The following is a 17611-nucleotide window of genomic DNA, read 5'->3' as shown; positions in this document are numbered from 1 at the left end:
GGCTCAGATCCCCGCTCGACCGCTCACGCGATCGAGGCGTCGCGCGTCTCGCGCCCGATCATCAGCGAGGCGACCGCCGCCAGCGCCAGCAGCGCCGCAAAAAGCCCGATCATCGCGTTGAAGTCGCGCGTGGCGAGCGCCGCCATGACCGACGGCGCGGCAAGGCCCCCCAGCCGCGCCACCGCGCCCGCCGTGCCCATGCCGGTCGCGCGCAGCGTCGTCGGGTAAAGCTCGGGCGTCAGCGCATAGAGCGCGCCCCAGGTCCCCAAGAGCGCAAAGCTCATCAGCAGCAGCGCCGCGCCCACCATCGTCCCCGACCCGGCGGTGACGAAGAGCAGACACCCCGCCGCCGACAGCATCAGGAACACCCTGAGCGTCGTCTTGCGGCCCAGCGTCTCGACCCCCCAGGCGGCGAGCGCGTAGCCCGGCAGTTGCGCGAGCGCCAGCCAGACGAGGAAGCTGTAGCCCTTGACGAAGCCGAAGCCGCCGGCGGCGAGCTTGCCCGGCAGCCAGACGAAGACGCCGTAGTAGCTGAGCGAGACGAGGAACCACACCGCCAGCACGGCGACCGTGGTGCGCGCCAGCGCCGGGGCGAAGATGCCCCCCTGCGGGGTCGGCGCGGTCGGCGGGATCACCAGCCGCTCGGCCTCGGCCAGCGGCGCGGTGCCGTTCACCCGGCGGATGCGGTTGACGATGGCGCGCGCCTCGGGCTCGCGGTCGCGGCGCAGCAGGAACATGGGCGATTCCGGCACCCAGAGCCGCAGGAAGATGCCCAGGCAGGCCGGCAGCGCCGCGACGAGGTAGATCAGCTTCCACGGCGCCGCGATCCCGGCACTCGCCGCCCACCACGCGGTCAGCGCCACGACCAGCGTGCCGACCGCCCAGAACCCCTCGAGCCAGACGAGCCAGCGGCCGCGGTTCTTCGGCGGCAGGAACTCGGCCATCATGGCGTAGTCGACCGGCAGCGTGCCGCCCACCGCGGCGCCGGTCAGGAAGCGCAGCGCCAGCAGCCAGCCGAAGCTCGGCGCGAAGATCGAGGCGATGCCGAACACCGCATCCGCCGTCACCGTCGCCAGCAGCACGTTGCGCCGCCCGATCCGGTCGGCCAGCCGCCCGAACAGGAAGGCGCCGACGAACATCCCCAGGAAGAACAGGGTGCCGGTCTGCAGCGCGACCTTCATCTCGACGCCGAAATGCTTGGCGATCGAGGGCGCCGCAAAGCCGACCGCGATCACCTGCATCGCGTCGGCGGCCCACACGAGGCCGAAAATTCCCATCAGCCGAAGCTGAAAGCGTCCCGCGCCGGCCTCGGCCAGCGCATCGTCAACGGTCCGGGTCATGCCGGCAGTCCCTTTCGCAGATCGAGAAAGGGGGCCGCGATGCCAGCGACCCCCTTTCGAACCTTGCAGCCGTCACGCCCGATCAGGCGTTGACGCTGTCCTTCAGCGCCTTGGCGATGGTGATCTTGACCACCTTGTCGGCCGGCTTGGTCATCATTTCCTGGGTCTGCGGGTTGCGGACCTGGCGCTCGGGGCGGGCGCGCACGCCGACCTTGCCGATCCCCGGCAGGGTCAGGGCGCCGCCTTCGGCGACGGTGCGGCTGACGACCGCCGAAATCGCGTCCAGAGCAGCCGTCGCGGATTTCTTGTCGCTGCCCATCTCATCGGCCAGTGCAGCCACGAGTTGCGTCTTGGTCATCGGCTTCGCCGGGGCTTTCGCCATGGCCTGTCTCCTCGTCTGTCGGTTTTCCGTGCCAGTCGCGCTGGCAATGCGACTGCTACAGCCGGTTTCACCCTGCATTTCAAGCCCTTTTGATGTCGCAATCGGGCACGGGCGCGGGATACGGCAAAAAAGAGCCGGGGGAGCGACGCCAGAGAGGCCCCGCGGGCGGGGGCCGGATCGCGCCGCCGCACCCTTCCCCCGTCGCCCCTACCGCGACCGTCCCGGCCGTCTCAGACGAACGCGAGGTCGGCGGCCGAGATCAGCGCGTGATCCACGCCGCTGAGCAGCACCCGCAGGCCGAGGCAGACGACCACCGCGTCCGGGCCCTGGTCGATGACCTGAAACGCCGCCGGCCCGGGGCCGGGCGCGTCGAAGACCAGCCGGTCCAGCCCGTCCTCGAAATCCGCGACCCGGTCGGCGCCGTCGCCCGGCAGGAAGACGAAGCGGTCCGCCCCCGCGCCGCCGGCCAGCACGTCGTTGCCGGTCCCGCCCGCCAGCCAGTCGGCGCCCTCGTTGCCGAACAGCCGGTCGAGCCCCGCCTCGCCCGACAGCGTGTCGTCGCCGCCGGCGCCCACCAGCACGTCGCTGCCCGCGCCCGCGACCAGCACGTTCGCCACGGCCGAGCCGGTGAGCCCGTCGTTCCCCGCCCCGGTGGCAAGGTTCTCGATGCTGCTCAGCCGGTCCACGCCCTCGCCGGTCTGCTGGGCCGCGACCGCCGACAGCACCACCGCGACATTTGCGCCCGAGCCATAGACGGCCCAGTCCCGGCCCGCGCTGCCCAGCAGCACATCGTTCCCGGCCCCGCCGTCCAGCCGGTCGTCCCCGGCGTTGCCGACCAGCTCGTCGGCGCCGGCGAGCCCGCTCAGCAGGTCGTGGCCCAGCCCGCCCTCGATCCGGTTGGCCACCGCGCTGCCGCTCAGCCGGTCGCCCGCGGTCCCGCCGATCAGGTTCTCGACCCCCGCGACCCGGCCGCCCTCGACGTTCTGCGCCCCGGTCAGCCCGAGGTTCAGCGTCACCGCCCCGGTGATCCCGGCATAGCTCAGCGTGTCGATGCCGTCGTCGCCCTCGATCCAGTCCCCCGACACCGCCGCATCGGCCAGAAACAGGTCGTTGCCCGACTCCCCGTCGATCGTGTCGTTGCCCGCGCCGCCCTCGATCGTGTCGTGGCCCGCCCCGCCCCAGATCCGGTCATTGTCGGCAAAGCCGTTCAGCCAGTCGGCGCCCGCGCTGCCATAGATGGTATCCTGATACTCGAGCGCGTCGATGAAGAACCGGGCATAGTCGAACCCCGTCAGCACCGAGGGATAGGCCACGTTCAGCCCTTCCATCCACAGCGCGCGCACCCCGTCCCGCGCGTGCAGCACGGCCGAGACGGTGCCGGTCCAGTCGGGGTAATGCCCCTCGTTGTTGAAGCTGCCCGAAAAGGTCGTCGTCGCGCCGCCGTCCTGGTGGATCATCGCCGTCTCGGACGGCGCCGTCAGCGTCGTCGCCAGAAGCTGGTCGAGGTGGCCGACCGAGAAATCGCCAGCGAGGTCAAGTTGCAGTGTCGCCATGTCACGCTCCCTTCCGCCCGTCCGTTCGGGGAGCGTATCATACCAGAAATCAACGCCCTGGCGGCGCTGACCCGTTGTCGCGGGGGGCTCGGCGCTAGAGGAACGCCGTCTCGTCGAAGGACCGCAGCTTGCGCGAGTGGATGCGCTCGAGCGGCATCTCGCGCAGCTTCTCCATCGCCCGGATGCCGATCAGCAGGTGGCTCGCGACCTGGGTGCGATAGAAGTCGGTGGCCATCCCCGGCAGCTTCAGCTCGCCATGCAGCGGCCGGTCCGAGACGCAGAGCAGCGTGCCGTAGGGCACCCGGAAGCGGAAGCCGTTGGCGGCGATGGTGGCGCTTTCCATGTCCAGCGCCACGGCGCGCGACTGCGACAGGCGCTGCACCGGGCCGGACTGGTCGCGCAGCTCCCAGTTGCGGTTGTCGATGGTGGCGACGGTGCCCGTGCGCATGATCCGCTTGAGCTCGAACCCCTCGAGCCGGGTGATCTCGGCCACCGCCTCTTCCAGCGCCACCTGCACCTCGGCCAGGGCCGGGATCGGCACCCACACCGGCAGGTCGTCGTCCAGCACGTGATCCTCGCGCAGGTAGGCGTGGGCCAGCACATAGTCCCCCAGCCGCTGGCTGTTGCGCAGCCCCGCGCAATGCCCGACCATCAGCCAGGCGTGCGGGCGCAGCACGGCGATGTGGTCGGTCGCGGTCTTGGCGTTCGACGGGCCGACGCCGATGTTGACCAGCGTGATCCCCTGCCCGTCCGGGCGCTTGAGGTGATAGGCCGGCATCTGCGGCGTCTTGGTGCCGGTCACCAGCACATCCTCGGGCCGTTCGAGCACCTGGTCCCCCGGCGCCACGAAGGCCGAGTAGCCCGAGGCCGGATTGGCCAGCGCGCGGCGGGCGAAGGCCTCGAACTCGTCCACGTAGAACTGGTAGTTCGTGAAGAGCACGAAGGTCTGGAAATGCTCGGGCGCGGTCGCGGTGTAGTGCGACAGCCGCGCCAGCGAGTAATCCACCCGCTGCGCCGTGAAGGGCGCGAGGTGCCGCGTCCCGTCCGCGCCCGGCTGGGCAATGCCGTTCACGATGTCGTCGTTCATCGTGTCCAGATCGGGCACGTCGAACACGTCGCGCAGCGAGAAGGTCAGCACCCCCTCTTGCGGGACGTTCAGGTCGGCCTGCGCGGCGACGGCGAAATGCACCGGGATCGGCGTGTCGCTGTCGCCCACCGCGACCGGCACCTGGTGGTTGCGGATCAGCAGGCCGATCTGCTGGATCAGATAGTCGCGGAACAGGTCCGGCCGGGTGATCGTCGCCACATAGCTGCCCGGCAGCGCGACATGGCCGAAGGACAGGCGCGAGTCGCCCAGCGAGTGGCTGGCCGTGGTCAGCCGCAGCTCGGGGTAATAGGCGCGGAACCGCGCCTCGGGGGTTGCCCCGCCGATGCTGTCCACGAAGCGGTCCTTGAGCCAGCCGGTCGCGCGGGCGTAAAGCTCGGTCAGGCGGTCCACGGCCGCGACCGGGTCGTCGAAATAGGTGCGCTCCACCGGCTCGGGGGTTTCGACCGGCAGCAGGCGGGTGGTCTGGGACATCGGGCGGCTCCTCTGGCGCGGCCAGACTGCCCGCGCCGCCTGACGGTGGCAAGCCGCGGGCGGCAGGTGAACCCGGTGGCCCTCAGTCGGCTTCGCAGGTCCCGAGGATCGTCGCCGGGTTGTCGTCGGCGCCGTAGAAGAACGTGCCCGCGCGGGACTGGGCGTGCAGCGCATAGGGCCGCTCGGCGTCGACCGAGCGGAAGCGCAGCCCCGACCCCGAGGCGACCTGCTTCATGGCGATCTGCTGCCCGTCGATCTGGACCACGGCGAAGCCCTCGGCCCCCGGCAGGTTCACGTAGGTGACGGGCACCACCGCCCCCCGCTCGCAGCGGAACGTGACCTGCGAGGTGAACGCGCCGTCCTCGGGCCGGTTCGAGGGCGTCTCGGCCAGACCCGGCGCCGCCAGCAGCTGGGCGAGCAGCGGCAGGGCAAGCAGCGCGGCAGCGCGCAGGGGCAGGCGGGTCATGTGCGGTTTCTCCTTCCGGGGGGCGTCCGCAGGGGTAATGCGGCGCGGCCACGAGGGGAAATCACGCCGGGGCGAGGCGAGCGGCGTGCCGCCCGTGACCGCCGCCGGCCGGGGTGCTGCCCCGGACCCCGGGATATTTGGGCAAAAAAGAAGCCGGGCGCTCAGGCGCTTTGCCGGTCCTGCACCCGCGGATCGCCCGGCCTCGGGCAACCCGACGTCAGCCGCCGGCGCCTCTGGCAAGGCCCCGGCCCGGCCCCTATCTCTGCGGCATGGACATCTCGATTCTCGACCTCGCGCCGGTCCCCCAGGGGTCGGACGCGCGCGCCGCCATCGCCAGCAGCATCGCGCTGGCCCAGGCCGCCGAAACGCAAGGCTACGCCCGCTACTGGCTGGCCGAGCACCACAACCTGCCCGGCATCGCCAGCGCCGCCACCGCCGTGCTGATCGGCCACATTGCCGACCACACCAAGCGCATCCGCGTCGGCGCCGGCGGGATCATGCTGCCGAACCACGCCCCCCTCGCGGTGGCCGAGGCGTTCGGCACCCTCGCCACGATCCACGGCCCGCGCATCGACCTCGGGCTCGGCCGCGCGCCGGGCGGCGACGGGGCGGTGATGCGCGCCCTGCGTCGCGGGATGAGCCGCAACGACGACTTTCCGAACGACGTGGTGGAGCTGCTCTCCTATCTCGGCCCCGAGCGTCCCGGCGCCCCCGTCGCCGCCCACCCTGGGCAGGGCACCAACGTGCCGGTCTGGATCCTCGGCTCGTCGCTCTACGGGGCGAGCCTCGCCGCGGCGCTCGGCCTGCCCTACGCCTTCGCCAGCCACTTCGCGCCGAACGACCTCGACGAGGCCCTGCGGCTTTACCGCACCCGCTTCGAGCCCGGCCCCTGGGGCCAAAGCCCGCGCTTCATGCTGGCCGCGAACCTGGTCGCCGCCGACACGGACGCCGCGGCGCGCAAGCTGCGGACCAGCCAGCAGCAGAGCTTCTATCGCCTGCGCGCCGGCACCCCCGGCAAGCTGCCGCCCCCCGTCGATGACCTCGACAGCGTGGTGCCGCCGCAGTTCCAGCCGATGGTGGACAGCCTGCTCAGCGTCTCGGCCGTGGGCGGGCCCGAGGCGGTCAAGGCGCAGCTCGATGCGCTGGTCGCCCGCTACCAGCCCGACGAGCTGATCCTGACCGGCAACATCTGGGACCCCGAGGCGCGGCTGCGGTCCTTCGCCATCGGCGCCGAGGTGATGGGCCTGTCCCGTCCATGAGGCTCGTGGTCCTCGGGCACGGCTATTCGGCCGGGTTCCTGACCCGGCTGCTGGTCCCGCAGGGCTGGGCCGTCACCGGCACCACCCGCGACGACCCCGCCCGCGTGGCGGACGCCGGCGCGACCCCGCTGCGCTGGCCGGGCGATGAGCCCGCCATCCGCGCCGAGATCGCCCGCGCCGACGCCATCCTCATCAGCGCTGGTCCCGACGCCGAGGGCGACCCGGCGCTGCGCGACTTCGCCGACGCGCTGGCGGCCGCCCCGGCCCGCTGGCTCGGCTATCTCTCGACCACCGGGGTCTATGGCGACCACCAGGGCGGCTGGGTGGACGAGACCACCCCCCTCACCCCCGCCACCCGCCGCGGCCAGCAGCGCGTCGCCGCCGAGGCCGCGTGGCAGGCGCTGGCCACCGCCCACGGGCGGTCGCTGCACATCTTCCGCCTCGCCGGGATCTACGGCCCCGGCCGCGGCCCGTTCCAGAAGCTGCGCGAGGGCACCGCCCGGCGCATCGTCAAGCCCGGCCAGGTGTTCTCGCGCATCCATGCCGAGGACATCGCCCAGACCCTCGCGGCCTCGATCGCGCGGCCGAACCCGGGCGCGATCTACAACCTCTGCGACGACGACCCGGCCCCGCCCGAGGTGGTGATCGCCCACGCCGCCGAACTGCTCGGCGTGCCGGTCCCCCCGGCCGAGGACTACGCCACCGCCGAGATGACCCCGATGGCGCGCAGCTTCTATGCCGAGAGCAAGCGGGTGGCCAACGACCGCATCAAGCGCGAGCTAGGGGTGCAGCTGCGCCACCCGGACTATCGCAGCGGCCTCAAGGCGCTGCTCGCCGCCGAGGGCTGAGGCCGCCGTCGCGGCCCTCGCCGGCCGCGTCGCAGCTCAGGGCGCCAGCCGGCAGCAGCCGGTCTGCATCCGGCTCGGCTGCCCGGCGCCGTCGAAGACCAGCACCGCCGACAGCCCGTAGACCCGGTCCGACATCCCGTCGCTGCACTGCGCAGGCTGGATCACCGCCGTCATCCGCCCCTGCCCGTCCCCGGCGATCACCGCCCGCGCCGGGCTGCGGGGCAGGCCGTCGTCCAGCACCACGCGCCGCTCCATCGCGCGGGCGCCCTCGGGCGTCTCATAGACCACCTGCGGCCCGACCTGCCGCACGGACCAGAATGGCTCGGTCCCGAGGCAGTTCAGCCCCGCCGGCAGCCCGCCCGGCAGCCAGACGTCGGTCCGATAGGCGAGGTAGCGGGACTTGACCCAGCCCGCCCGCTCGGCGGTGTTGACCTGCGCCCAGCCGGCGCGCTCGGCCACCACCTCGACCCCTTTGGCGTCGGCGGGCAGCGTGCCGATGATCCGCGCCTGCGCGCTCGGCGCCTCGCGGATGTTGAGCTTGTCGCCCGCCGCCACCCCGGTCACGTCGAAGAGCGTCGGCAGCACGTATTCCGGCGTCGCCGCGGCCGGGCCGCCGAGCAGCGACAGGCCGAGCGAGAGCGCGAGGGCAGAAGCAGGGGCAAGGCGCATGGGGCAGGCTCCGACAGGACGGTGAGCCCCCATCCTGCCCCAGGACGCGCCGCCCCGCTACCGCACAGAGCGCCCGGTCGCGTCCACCGCCGGACACGCTTTGGCGAGGCGGCCGTGCGCCCGGCTCCCGCCGTCCCCTCCCCCCTTCCGCATCTGCCGTCTCCGGCGCACCGCCCCCACTCCCGAAGTCGTGCGGCCCATCTGCCGTCCTCGCGCGCAACGCCTCCAGCGTCTGCCGCCCCTCCCGGCAGCCCACCCCTCTCCCCTGCCCAAATATCCCCGCCGGAGGCGCCCCGCCCCCGCCGGTTGCCCCGCCCCGCCCCCGGGTCTATACGCGCCCCGAACCCGAACTGCCCGGCGGTCCCCGTGTCCACGACCCTCAAACTCGCCATCGGCAGCCTGGTGATCGGGGTCATCGTCCTCGGGCTCAAGACCCTCGCCTGGTGGATCACCGGCTCGGTCGCGCTGCTGTCGGATGCGCTGGAAAGCACCGTCAACCTCGCCACCGCCATCGCCGCGCTGGTGGCGATCCGCGTGGCCGCCCTGCCCGCCGACGCCAACCACCCCTTCGGCCACCACAAGGCCGAGTTCTTCAGCGCCGTCCTCGAGGGGGTGATGATCATCATCGCCGCGATGCTGATCCTGCGCGAGGCGTGGGACGGGTTCTTCGCCCCCCGCGCCCTCGACGCCCCGATCGAGGGGCTGCTGCTCAACGGCGCCGCCACCGCGATCAACGCGGTCTGGGCCGGGGTGCTGGTGCGGCAGGGGCGGCGGCTGCGCTCACCCGCACTGGTGGCGGACGGGCGGCACCTGTGGACCGACGTCATCACCTCGGCCGGCGTCGCGCTCGGCGTGCTTGCGGCCATTGTCACCGGCTGGCTGGTGCTCGACCCGCTCATGGCGGGGGTGGTGGCGCTCAACATCCTGTGGTCGGGCGCCCGCGTGGTGCGCGATTCGCTCAGCGGGCTGATGGACGAGGCGGTGCCCGAGGACACGCTCGACCGCATCCGCACCGCCATCTCGACCGAGGCCCACGGCGCGGTCGAGGCGCACGACCTGCGCACCCGCCACGCCGGCGCCGCGACCTTCGTCGAGTTCCACCTCGTCGTGCCGGGCGCGATGACCGTCCTTGACGCGCACGAGATCTGCGACCGGGTCGAAGCGGCGATCAAGCATGAGGTGCCCGACACCCGCGTGACGATCCACGTCGAGCCCGAACACAAGGCCAAGCACAGCGGGATCGTGGTGCTGACCTGAGGCGGGCGGGCGCCTGACCAGTGCGGGCCGCCCGTGTGGGCTAACCCGTCTCGGCCAGGCCCCGCCTTTCCCCGGCGTCAGGCCCGCCGCCCGAGCGACGCGACCCCCAGCACCTCAAGCACCTTGGCCTCGATCTGCGGCGCGTTCATCGCGGCTGCCGCATACATCGCCTCGGGCGAGGCATGGTCGATGAACGTGTCGGGCAGGACCATGCTGCGGAACCTCAGCCCGCGGTCGAACACGCCCTCATCCGCCAGAAGCTGCGCGACGTGGCTGCCGAAGCCGCCGACCGCGCCCTCCTCGATGGTGATCAGCGCCTCGTGCTCGCGCGCCAGCCGCAGGACCAGCTCGCGGTCGAGCGGCTTGGCGAACCGCGCATCCGCCACCGTGACCGCGATGCCGCGCTGCGCCAGCGACTCGCGCGCCACCATCACCTCGGCCAGCCGGGTGCCGAACGACAGCACTGCCACCCGCCCGCCCTCGGCGATCATCCGGCCGCGCCCGATCTCCAAGGGCTCGGCCCGCTCGGGCAGTTCGACCCCCACGCCCTCGCCACGCGGGAAGCGGAAGGCCGAGGGCCGGTCGTCCAGCGCCGCCGCGGTGGCGACCATCCGCGTCAGTTCCGCCTCGTCGGCGGCGGCCATGACCACGAAGCCCGGCAGGTTGGCGAGGAAGGCCACGTCATAGGCCCCGGCATGGGTCGCCCCGTCGGCACCCACCAGCCCGGCCCGGTCGATGGCAAAGCGCACCGGCAGGCGCTGGATCGCCACATCGTGCACGACCTGATCGTAGCCGCGCTGCAGGAAGGTGGAATAGAGCGCGCAGAACGGCCGCAGCCCGCCCGCCGCCAGTCCTGCGGCGAACGTCACCGCGTGCTGCTCGGCGATCCCCACGTCGAAGCAGCGGCGCGGGAAGCGCTCGGCAAAGAGGTTGAGCCCGGTCCCGTCCGGCATCGCCGCCGTGATCGCCACGATCTTCTCGTCGCGTTCCGCCTGCGCGATCAGCGCCTTGGCAAAGACCGAGGTGTAACTCGGCGCGTTCGACTTGGCCTTGGCCTGCTCGCCCGTCACCACGTCGAAGCGCGCCCGCGCATGGCCGCGGTCGGCCGAGGATTCCGCCGGCGCGTAGCCCTTGCCCTTCTTCGTCACCGCATGGATCAGCACCGGCCCGTCGGCCCGCGCCTTCACCGTCCTGAGCAGCGGCAGAAGCTGCTCGAGGTCGTGGCCGTCCACCGGCCCGATGTAGGAAAACCCCAGCTCCTCGAACAGCGTGCCGCCGATGGTCATGCCCTTGAGCATTTCCTTGGCGCGCCGCGCCCCCTCCTGCATCGGCGGGGGCAGCAGGCTCACGGCGCCCTTGGCGGCGGCCTTGAGTTCCTGGAACGGGCCGCGGGTGTAAAGCCGGGTCAGATAGGACGACAGCGCCCCGGTCGGCGGGGCGATGGACATCTCGTTGTCGTTCAGGATCACGAACAGCCGGCTGCCCAGGTGGCCGGCGTTGTTCAGCGCCTCGAAGGCCATGCCCGCGCTCATCGCGCCGTCGCCGATCACCGCCACCGCATCGCCCGGATCGCCGCCCAGATCGCGCGCCACCGCAAACCCCAGCGCCGCCGAAATGGACGTCGACGAGTGCCCCGCCCCGAACGGGTCATGCGCGCTCTCGGCGCGCTTGGTGAAGCCCGAAAGCCCGCCCTCCATCCGCAGCGTGCGGATGCGGTCGCGCCGCCCGGTCAGGATCTTGTGGGGATAGCACTGGTGGCCCACGTCCCAGATGATCTTGTCGCGCGGGCTGTCGAAGACCGCGTGCAGCGCCACGGTCAGCTCGACCACGCCCAGCCCGGCGCCCAGATGGCCGCCGGTGACGCTGACCGCGCTGATCGTCTCGGACCGCAGCTCGTCGGCGAGCTGGCGCAACTCGCGGTCGCTCAGCGCCTTGAGGTCCGCCGGCCCCGACACCCGGTCGAGAAGCGGCGTCGCGGGCCGCGGCTGCGGCGCCGCGGCGGGGGCCGAGAGCACGGGCTCGGGGGCGGGAGGGGTCGTGTCGGTCATCGGCTGGCCCTTTCCGGGCGCTGGCAGGGGCGCGCGCCCCCGCCAGAGACAGGTGCCGCGTCAGGTCTGGCGGTGGATAACGAAACGCGCCAGTTGCCGCAAGTTTCCGGCCGCGTCGGGGTTCACCCCCTCGGCCTCGTCGTTCAGCGCCGCCTCGGCCCGCGCCACGATCGCCGCGGCCTTGTCGCGCGCCTCGTCCAGCCCGAGCAGCGAGACGAAGGTGGCCTTGCCCAGCCGCGCGTCCTTGCCGGTGCGCTTGCCGGTCTGCTCGGGGTCGCCCGTCACATCGAGGATGTCGTCGGCGATCTGGAAGGCGAGCCCCAGCCCCTTGGCATACTCGGAGAGCGGCGCCGGATCGGCCCCCGCCATCACCGCGCCCGCGGTCGCCGCGAACTGGATCAGCGCCCCGGTCTTGGCCTGCTGCAGCGCCTTGACCTCGGCCAGATCCAGCGGCTCGACCGCCGTCTCGGCGGCGATGTCGCGGGCCTGCCCCCAGACCATCCCCCCCGCGCCCACGGCGGCGGCAAAGCGGCGCAGCAGCGCCACGCGGATCTCGCAATCCCCGATCGCCGGGTCGGCCAGCATCTCGAACGCCCGCGCCTGCAGCGCGTCGCCGGCGAGGATCGCCGTCGCCTCGGACCACTGGATGTGCACCGTGGGCATCCCGCGGCGCAGATCGTCGTCGTCCATCGCCGGCAGGTCGTCGTGGACGAGGCTGTAGGCGTGCAGCATCTCGACCGCCACCGCGACCGGCATCGCGTGGGCATCCGCGACCCCGTGCAGCCGCGCCGATTCCAGCACCAGGAACGCGCGGACGCGCTTGCCGCCGACGCAGGCATAGCGCATCGCATCGGTCAGGTCGCCGTCCGGCAGATCGGCCAGCGCGGCCTCGAGCGCCGCGTTCACCGCCGCGCGCACCGCCTCCATCCGGGCGATCATCGCCTAAAGACCCTCGACCGGCGTGGTGCCCACCGGCTCGCCCGAGGCCGAGAGCATGATCTTCTCCACCCGCTCCTCGGCCTGCCGCAGCCGCCGCTCGCAATGGGCGCGCAGCTTGGCGCCGCGTTCATACAGCGCGATCGACTCGTCCAGCGTCGCGTCGCCATGCTCGAGCTTGCCCACGACGGACTCGAGCTCCTTCATCGCGTCCTCGAAGGACATCCGGTCGATCTCGGGGTCGGTCATTGAGCGGCTTCCTTGAGTGTTTCGACGTGCACGCGGGCCGAGCGGCCCAGCGCGGCGAGATCATAGCCGCCTTCCAGCACCGATACCACAGGCGCCCCCGCGGCCCGCGCGGCGTCGCGGATCAGCGCCGTGACGGCGGCGAAATCGGCCTCGGTCCAGTTGAGCTGCGCCAGCGGATCGGCGGCATGGGCGTCGAACCCGGCCGAGACGACGACCAGCCCCGGCCGCCAGTCGGCCAGCCGCGCGGCGATCAGCCGCCAGGCCGCGACCGCCTCGGCCCCGCCCGATCCGGGGCGCAGCGGGACGTTCATCACCTGCCCGTGGGCGCCCGTCTCGTGCGCCGCCCCGGTGCCGGGATAAAGCGGCATCTGGTGGGTCGAGGCAAAGAACGCCCGCCCCTCGGTCCACAGGATGTCCTGGGTGCCGTTGCCGTGGTGGACATCGAAATCCACCACCGCCACCCGGTCGAGCCCGTGATGTTCGAGCCCCCGCAGCGCCGCGATGGCGGCGGTGCCGAGCAGGCAGAACCCCATCGCCGTCTCGCGCTCGGCGTGGTGGCCGGGCGGGCGCATGGCGACGAAGGCGCTCTCGTCCTCGCCGCCCAGCACCGCATCGACGGCCGCGCAGGCCCCGCCCGCGGCCTTGAGGGCCGCGGTCAGGCTGCCGGGGGAGAGATGCGTGTCGGCGTCCAGCGCCACGCTGCCCTGCGCGGGCACCGCCGCCCGCAGCCGGTCGAGGTAGCGCGCCGGGTGGGCGCGCAGCAGGTCCGCCTCGTCCGCCTCCGGGCAGTCGCGCGGCGCCAGCGCCAGCGGCGCGAGGGCCTTCAGCACCGCGGCGTGGCGGGCGACCTGTTCGGGATGGCCGGGCGGGGTCAGGTGCCCCTCGGCCGAAGCGTCAGAGTAAAGCAGCGTCATGCCCGCCACGCTGGCCCAACCGCGGCGATCCCGCAACCCTCGCGCGCCCGCGCCGCCGGCCCGCCCGGGTTGATGTTTCGCAGTCCGCGCGCGGGGAGTGCGCCCCGCGCGCGGCGCCGTTCAGTAGCAGCCGACCTTGGCGATCCGCCCGTCGGTGCCGGTCTCGATGTTCAGCCGGTCGGGCCGGAAATCCGCCGTCACCGCGTCGCCCGGGCCGATCACCCGGCTGCCCGCCGGCAGCATCATGGTCCTGAGCACCGACTGCGGCTGGCCGACCAGCCCCTGGAACCCCGAGGCCTTGCAGAGGTCCGCGTCCGGCAGCGGCGCCGCGCCGGGCGGCGGCACCGGCTCGACGCAGGCGGCCAGCGCCAGCAGCGGCAGAAGGGCGAGCGCGCGCATCACCCCCGCCCTCAGCCGCAGGTCACGGCGGCGATGTTGCCGGCCGCGTCAAGCTGGAAGGCGATCCTGAGGGCGTTGTACTCCTCGGGTTCGATGCCGCGATATTCCGCGACCCGGTACTGCCGCGTGATGCCCAGCGTCGGGATCACGCTCGCCGGCTGGCCGATGGCGCTGCGGTAGTTGGCGGCGTGGCAGGCGTCCGGCTCGCGCGATTGCAGCCCGGCGACGCCGGTGATCGGGGGCGGGGCGACCTCGGGCATCGGGGCCACCACGGCCACCGGCTCGGGCGCCGGAGCCGGGGCCGCCATGCAGCCGGCCAGCAGGGCTGCGGCCGCCAGCGCGAGGCCGTGGGCCATCACGCGCTGCGGCACGGAAAGGGGAAATCTGGGTGTGGTCATCGCTCGTCCTCGTCTCTGTCGTCGGGGGTGCGCCGCGGTCTTGCGCCCGGCTCTGCCCGCTCCGCCTATAGCCGTGGCGCCGCGGCCAGCGCCAGCGCCTGCACGCCAGACTGCCGCAGCCGCCCCGCCCCTGTCACCGCCGCGCATCAGCGCCGCCGGTCACATCCCCGCCAGCAGGCGGCTCAGGGGGCGAAGGCCGCGATCGCCTCCCACACGCGGTCCAGCTCGGCCGCCGAGATACCGTAGGGCGGCAGCACATAGACCGTGCTGCCGAGCGGCCGCAGCAGCACGCCGCGGTCGAGCGCAAAGCCCCTAAGCCGCTGCCCCGCGGCGGCGAGGTAGCCCGCACCGTCAACCCGCAGGTCCAGCGCCGCGATGGTCCCGCAGCGCCGCGCGCCGGTGAAGCGCGCCGCGCCGCCCACCGCCGCCAGCCGCTCGGCCTGCATCGCGCCCAAGGCGTCGAGCTGCGCCTGCATGCCCCCCGCCTGCCAGATCCGCGCATTGGCCAGCCCCGCCGCGCAGGCGATCGGGTTCGCGGTGTAGCTCGAGGAGTGGAAGAAGGTCTTGGCCGGGTCCTCGGACCAGTGCGCGGCAAAGACCGCCTCGGTCGCCAGCGTCGCGGCCAGCGGGATGGCGCCCCCGGTCAACCCCTTGGAGGTGCAGAGAATATCCGGCGCGATCCCGGCATGATCGCAGGCCCAGAGCCGCCCGGTCCGGCCCCATCCGGTCATCACCTCGTCGGCGATCAGCAGCACCCCGTGCCGGTCGCAGGCGGCGCGCAGCCGCGCCAGCACCTCGGGCGGATACATCAGCATCCCGCCCGCCCCGAGCACCAGCGGCTCGACGATCAGCGCGGCAAGGTCGCCCTGCGCCGCCAGCGCCTCGAAGGCGGCGAGCGTCGCCGCCCCGTCGCCCTCGGGAAAGGGCAGGCTGTCGACCGCGAACATCAAGGGCTGATAGGCGGCGTTGAAGACCCCGCGGGCGCCGACACTCATCGTCCCGATGGTGTCGCCGTGATAGCTGCCGTCGAGCACCGCGATCCGGTGCCGCGGCCGGCCGCTGTTCGCCCAGAACCCCAGCGCCATCTTCAGCGCCACCTCGACGCTGGTCGAGCCGCTGTCGGAATAGAACACCCGCGTCAGCCCTGCGGGGGCGAGGTCCACGAGCGCCCGCGCCAGATCCTCGGCCGGCTGATGGGTCAGCCCGGCGAAGATCACCTGGTCCAGCCGCTCGGTCTCGGCCCGGATCGCCGCCATGATCGGCGGGTGCCGGTGGCCATGGGTGATCACCCACCAGCTCGAGATCGCGTCGATCAGCGGGCCGCGGTCAGTCTCGATCACCGATCCCTCGGCCTTGAGCGCGCGCGGCGGCCGGGGCTCGGTGGCGTGCTGGGTGAACGGGTGCCAGACGGGCGAATCGGTCATCGGGGTCTCCGTTGCGCCGCAGGCACGGCCCGCGGCGGGGATGGGGCGGACCAGAGGGCGGTCAGGCGAAGTCCTGCGGGTCGAAGCCCGCGCGCATGGCGGCGGCAAGGCTGTCGGGCGTCAGCGGATCGAGCCGCGGCAACCGGCCCAGCACCCGCACCTGCCCGATCTGGCCGATGGTGGCGATGTTGTCGGCGTTGTCGTCGCCGACGAAGGCCACGCCATGCACACGGCACCCCCGCACCCGCAGCGACTCGAGCGCGGTGAGCGTGTGGCTGATCGTCCCGAGCCCGGTGGTGGCGACGAGGATCACCGGCAGCCCCCAGCGCGCGAACAGCTCGGCCGACAGCAGCTCGCGGGTGATCGGGACGAGCACGCCGCCCGCGCCCTCGATCACCAGCGGGTCGGCGTCGGGCAGCGGCAGGTCGGGGATGGCGACACCGGCGAGCTCCGCCGCCCGGTGGGGCGAGAGCGGTTCGGGCAGGACCACCGCCTCGGGCAGCGTCGCGGCGCCGGTCATGCGGCGGACGAAGGCGCTGTCGCTTTCGGGGGCGTTCGCAGGATCGTTCGCATGAACTGTGCATGAACGTTGAACGAACGGTGCAGGAACATCGGACGGTTTCTGCATCGCCGAAACCGGGATGCCGGTCTGCACCGGCTTCCAGTAGCGCGCCCCGATCAGCCCCGTCAGCCCGGCCGCGAACACCGTCTTGCCGATGTCCGTCCCGGTGCCTGTGATCACAAATCGGGCCATAGTCGCTCCAACGTCGCGGCAAGCCGCACCACGTCCTCGGCCGAGGCATTCAGCGTCAGCGACACCCGCAGCCGCGCGGTCCCCGGCGGGACCGTCGGCGGGCGGATGCCGCGGACGTCGAAGCCCTCGGCCTGCACCGCCGCGGCAAGCCGCATCGTGGCGGCGTCCTCGCCCACGATCAGCGGCACGATCTGGCTGCCCGACATCGGCAGATGCGGCAACCGCGCCGACATTTCCTGCGAAAACAAGGCAATGTGATCGTGCAGCCGCTGCGGCAGATCGGGCTCGTCACGCAGCAGGTCGAGCGCCGCGCCCCCCGCGACCGCCATCAGCGGCGAGGGCGCGGTGGCGAAGATGAACGGCCGGGCGCGGTTGATGAGCGCCGCGCGCAGCACCGCGGGCAGGCAGAGCAGCGCGCCCGACCCGCCCAGCGCCTTGCCCAAGGTGTGCAGCGTGATCACGTTCTCGCGCCCCTCGAGCGCGTGCGAGAGGCCCTTGCCGCCCGGCCCCCAGACGCCGGTCGCGTGGGCCTCGTCGACGATCAGAAACCCTTCCCGATCCGCGAGTTGCGCCAGATCGTCCAAGGGCGCCCGGTCGCCGTCCATGCTGTAGAGGCTCTCGACCGCGATCCACACCGCGCCGTTGCCGCCCCGCGCCCGCCAGTCTGTGATCACATCCTCGGCGTGGCCCGCGTCGTTGTGCTGGAACTCGGCCACCTCGGCCCGCGCCAGCCGCGCCCCGTCCCGGGTCGAGGCATGGCTCAGCGCATCCATCAGCAGCAGGTCGCCCCGCTGCGGCAGGGTCGAGACCACCGCCACGTTGGCCTGATACCCGCCCCCGAAGCCCAGCGCGGCCTCGGCCCCGAAGAAGGCTGCGGCGTTGATTTCAAAGGCTTCCTGCCAGTCGGTGTTGCCCCTCAGCAGCCGCGACCCGGCCGCGCCCACCGGCACGCCGTCGGCGAGCGCCGCCTGCACCGCGGCCGCCAGCCGGGGGTGCCCGGCGAGCCCGAGATAGTCGTTCGAGGCAAAGTCGACCCCCGCCCGCAGGATCAGCCGCCGCGTCCGCCCGGCGGCCTCGAGCGCGGCGAGATCGGCGCGGAACGGCGCCAGCCGGTCGGGCGTGCTGACGTCCCGCAT

Annotated in this window: 18 protein-coding genes; 3 read left to right on the top strand and 15 right to left on the bottom strand. The window is 72.9% G+C overall.

Annotated elements, in window-relative coordinates; translation table 11 throughout:
* Nucleotides 1–23: 23 nt before the first annotated feature.
* The 5 genes from BLW17_RS15465 to BLW17_RS15445 form a co-directional block, all read right to left on the bottom strand.
* Nucleotides 24–1340 carry an MFS transporter gene (locus tag BLW17_RS15465; RefSeq protein WP_036712554.1) on the bottom strand — a complete coding sequence of 439 codons (1317 nt, stop codon included), beginning with the start codon at nt 1338–1340 and terminating at the stop codon, nt 24–26.
* Between the two features lie 82 nt (nt 1341–1422).
* Nucleotides 1423–1722 (bottom strand): HU family DNA-binding protein, encoded by a 300-nt coding sequence (locus BLW17_RS15460; protein WP_036700771.1) that lies wholly within the window; start codon nt 1720–1722, stop codon nt 1423–1425.
* Nucleotides 1723–1952: 230 nt separating this feature from the next.
* Nucleotides 1953–3275 (bottom strand): calcium-binding protein, encoded by a 1323-nt coding sequence (locus BLW17_RS15455; protein ID WP_052176560.1) that lies wholly within the window; start codon nt 3273–3275, stop codon nt 1953–1955.
* Nucleotides 3276–3369: 94 nt separating this feature from the next.
* Nucleotides 3370–4854, bottom strand: a complete 1485-nt coding sequence (locus tag BLW17_RS15450; RefSeq protein ID WP_036735625.1) for an AMP nucleosidase — start codon at nt 4852–4854, stop codon at nt 3370–3372.
* 82 nt (nt 4855–4936) lie between these two features.
* Complete coding sequence (locus BLW17_RS15445) at nt 4937–5320, bottom strand: MliC family protein (protein WP_052176561.1); 384 nt, start codon at nt 5318–5320, stop codon at nt 4937–4939.
* A gap of 269 nt (nt 5321–5589) precedes the next feature.
* On the opposite strand from BLW17_RS15445, the gene BLW17_RS15440 reads away from it, so the two are divergent.
* On the top strand, nt 5590–6579 hold the full coding sequence (locus tag BLW17_RS15440) for an LLM class flavin-dependent oxidoreductase (RefSeq protein ID WP_036735628.1): 990 nt from the start codon (nt 5590–5592) through the stop codon (nt 6577–6579).
* Nucleotides 6576–7427, top strand: a complete 852-nt coding sequence (locus tag BLW17_RS15435) for an SDR family oxidoreductase (protein ID WP_036735630.1) — start codon at nt 6576–6578, stop codon at nt 7425–7427. The genes BLW17_RS15440 and BLW17_RS15435 overlap by 4 nt, the downstream gene beginning before the upstream one ends.
* A gap of 36 nt (nt 7428–7463) precedes the next feature.
* Here BLW17_RS15435 and BLW17_RS15430 read toward each other — a convergent pair whose 3' ends face one another.
* Nucleotides 7464–8096 carry a COG3650 family protein gene (locus BLW17_RS15430; protein WP_036735632.1) on the bottom strand — a complete coding sequence of 211 codons (633 nt, stop codon included), beginning with the start codon at nt 8094–8096 and terminating at the stop codon, nt 7464–7466.
* A gap of 366 nt (nt 8097–8462) precedes the next feature.
* Here BLW17_RS15430 and BLW17_RS15425 point away from each other — a divergent pair, with 366 nt between their 5' ends.
* On the top strand, nt 8463–9353 hold the full coding sequence (locus BLW17_RS15425) for a cation diffusion facilitator family transporter (protein WP_036699991.1): 891 nt from the start codon (nt 8463–8465) through the stop codon (nt 9351–9353).
* 77 nt (nt 9354–9430) lie between these two features.
* Here the strand turns inward: BLW17_RS15425 and dxs are convergent, their stop codons facing one another.
* From dxs to BLW17_RS15380, 9 genes are all read right to left on the bottom strand, one after another.
* A complete protein-coding gene (gene dxs, locus BLW17_RS15420; RefSeq protein WP_081969144.1) occupies nt 9431–11401 on the bottom strand; it encodes a 1-deoxy-D-xylulose-5-phosphate synthase in 1971 nt (656 codons plus the stop codon).
* A 60-nt stretch (nt 11402–11461) separates the two neighbouring features.
* Nucleotides 11462–12340, bottom strand: a complete 879-nt coding sequence (locus BLW17_RS15415; RefSeq protein WP_036733909.1) for a polyprenyl synthetase family protein — start codon at nt 12338–12340, stop codon at nt 11462–11464.
* Nucleotides 12341–12343: 3 nt separating this feature from the next.
* Nucleotides 12344–12586, bottom strand: coding sequence for an exodeoxyribonuclease VII small subunit (locus BLW17_RS15410; RefSeq protein ID WP_036733911.1), 243 nt, complete (start codon nt 12584–12586; stop codon nt 12344–12346).
* Complete coding sequence (locus tag BLW17_RS15405; RefSeq protein ID WP_036707753.1) at nt 12583–13500, bottom strand: histone deacetylase family protein; 918 nt, start codon at nt 13498–13500, stop codon at nt 12583–12585. Before BLW17_RS15405 ends, BLW17_RS15410 begins: the two co-directional genes overlap by 4 nt.
* Nucleotides 13501–13620: 120 nt before the next feature.
* On the bottom strand, nt 13621–13899 hold the full coding sequence (locus BLW17_RS15400; RefSeq protein WP_036707714.1) for an I78 family peptidase inhibitor: 279 nt from the start codon (nt 13897–13899) through the stop codon (nt 13621–13623).
* 11 nt (nt 13900–13910) lie between these two features.
* On the bottom strand, nt 13911–14297 hold the full coding sequence (locus BLW17_RS15395) for a hypothetical protein (RefSeq protein WP_231572787.1): 387 nt from the start codon (nt 14295–14297) through the stop codon (nt 13911–13913).
* Between the two features lie 182 nt (nt 14298–14479).
* Nucleotides 14480–15721, bottom strand: a complete 1242-nt coding sequence (locus BLW17_RS15390) for an adenosylmethionine--8-amino-7-oxononanoate transaminase (RefSeq protein ID WP_036733913.1) — start codon at nt 15719–15721, stop codon at nt 14480–14482.
* 61 nt (nt 15722–15782) lie between these two features.
* Nucleotides 15783–16463: an ATP-dependent dethiobiotin synthetase BioD gene (gene bioD, locus BLW17_RS15385; protein ID WP_244507343.1), complete on the bottom strand. Its 681-nt coding sequence runs from the start codon at nt 16461–16463 to the stop codon at nt 15783–15785.
* Nucleotides 16460–17611, bottom strand: coding sequence for an 8-amino-7-oxononanoate synthase (locus BLW17_RS15380; protein WP_052176407.1), 1152 nt, complete (start codon nt 17609–17611; stop codon nt 16460–16462). Before BLW17_RS15380 ends, bioD begins: the two co-directional genes overlap by 4 nt.

Source organism: Paracoccus sanguinis (assembly GCF_900106665.1).
Taxonomy (GTDB): domain Bacteria; phylum Pseudomonadota; class Alphaproteobacteria; order Rhodobacterales; family Rhodobacteraceae; genus Paracoccus; species Paracoccus panacisoli.
This window is presented reverse-complemented; position numbering and strand designations above follow the sequence as displayed.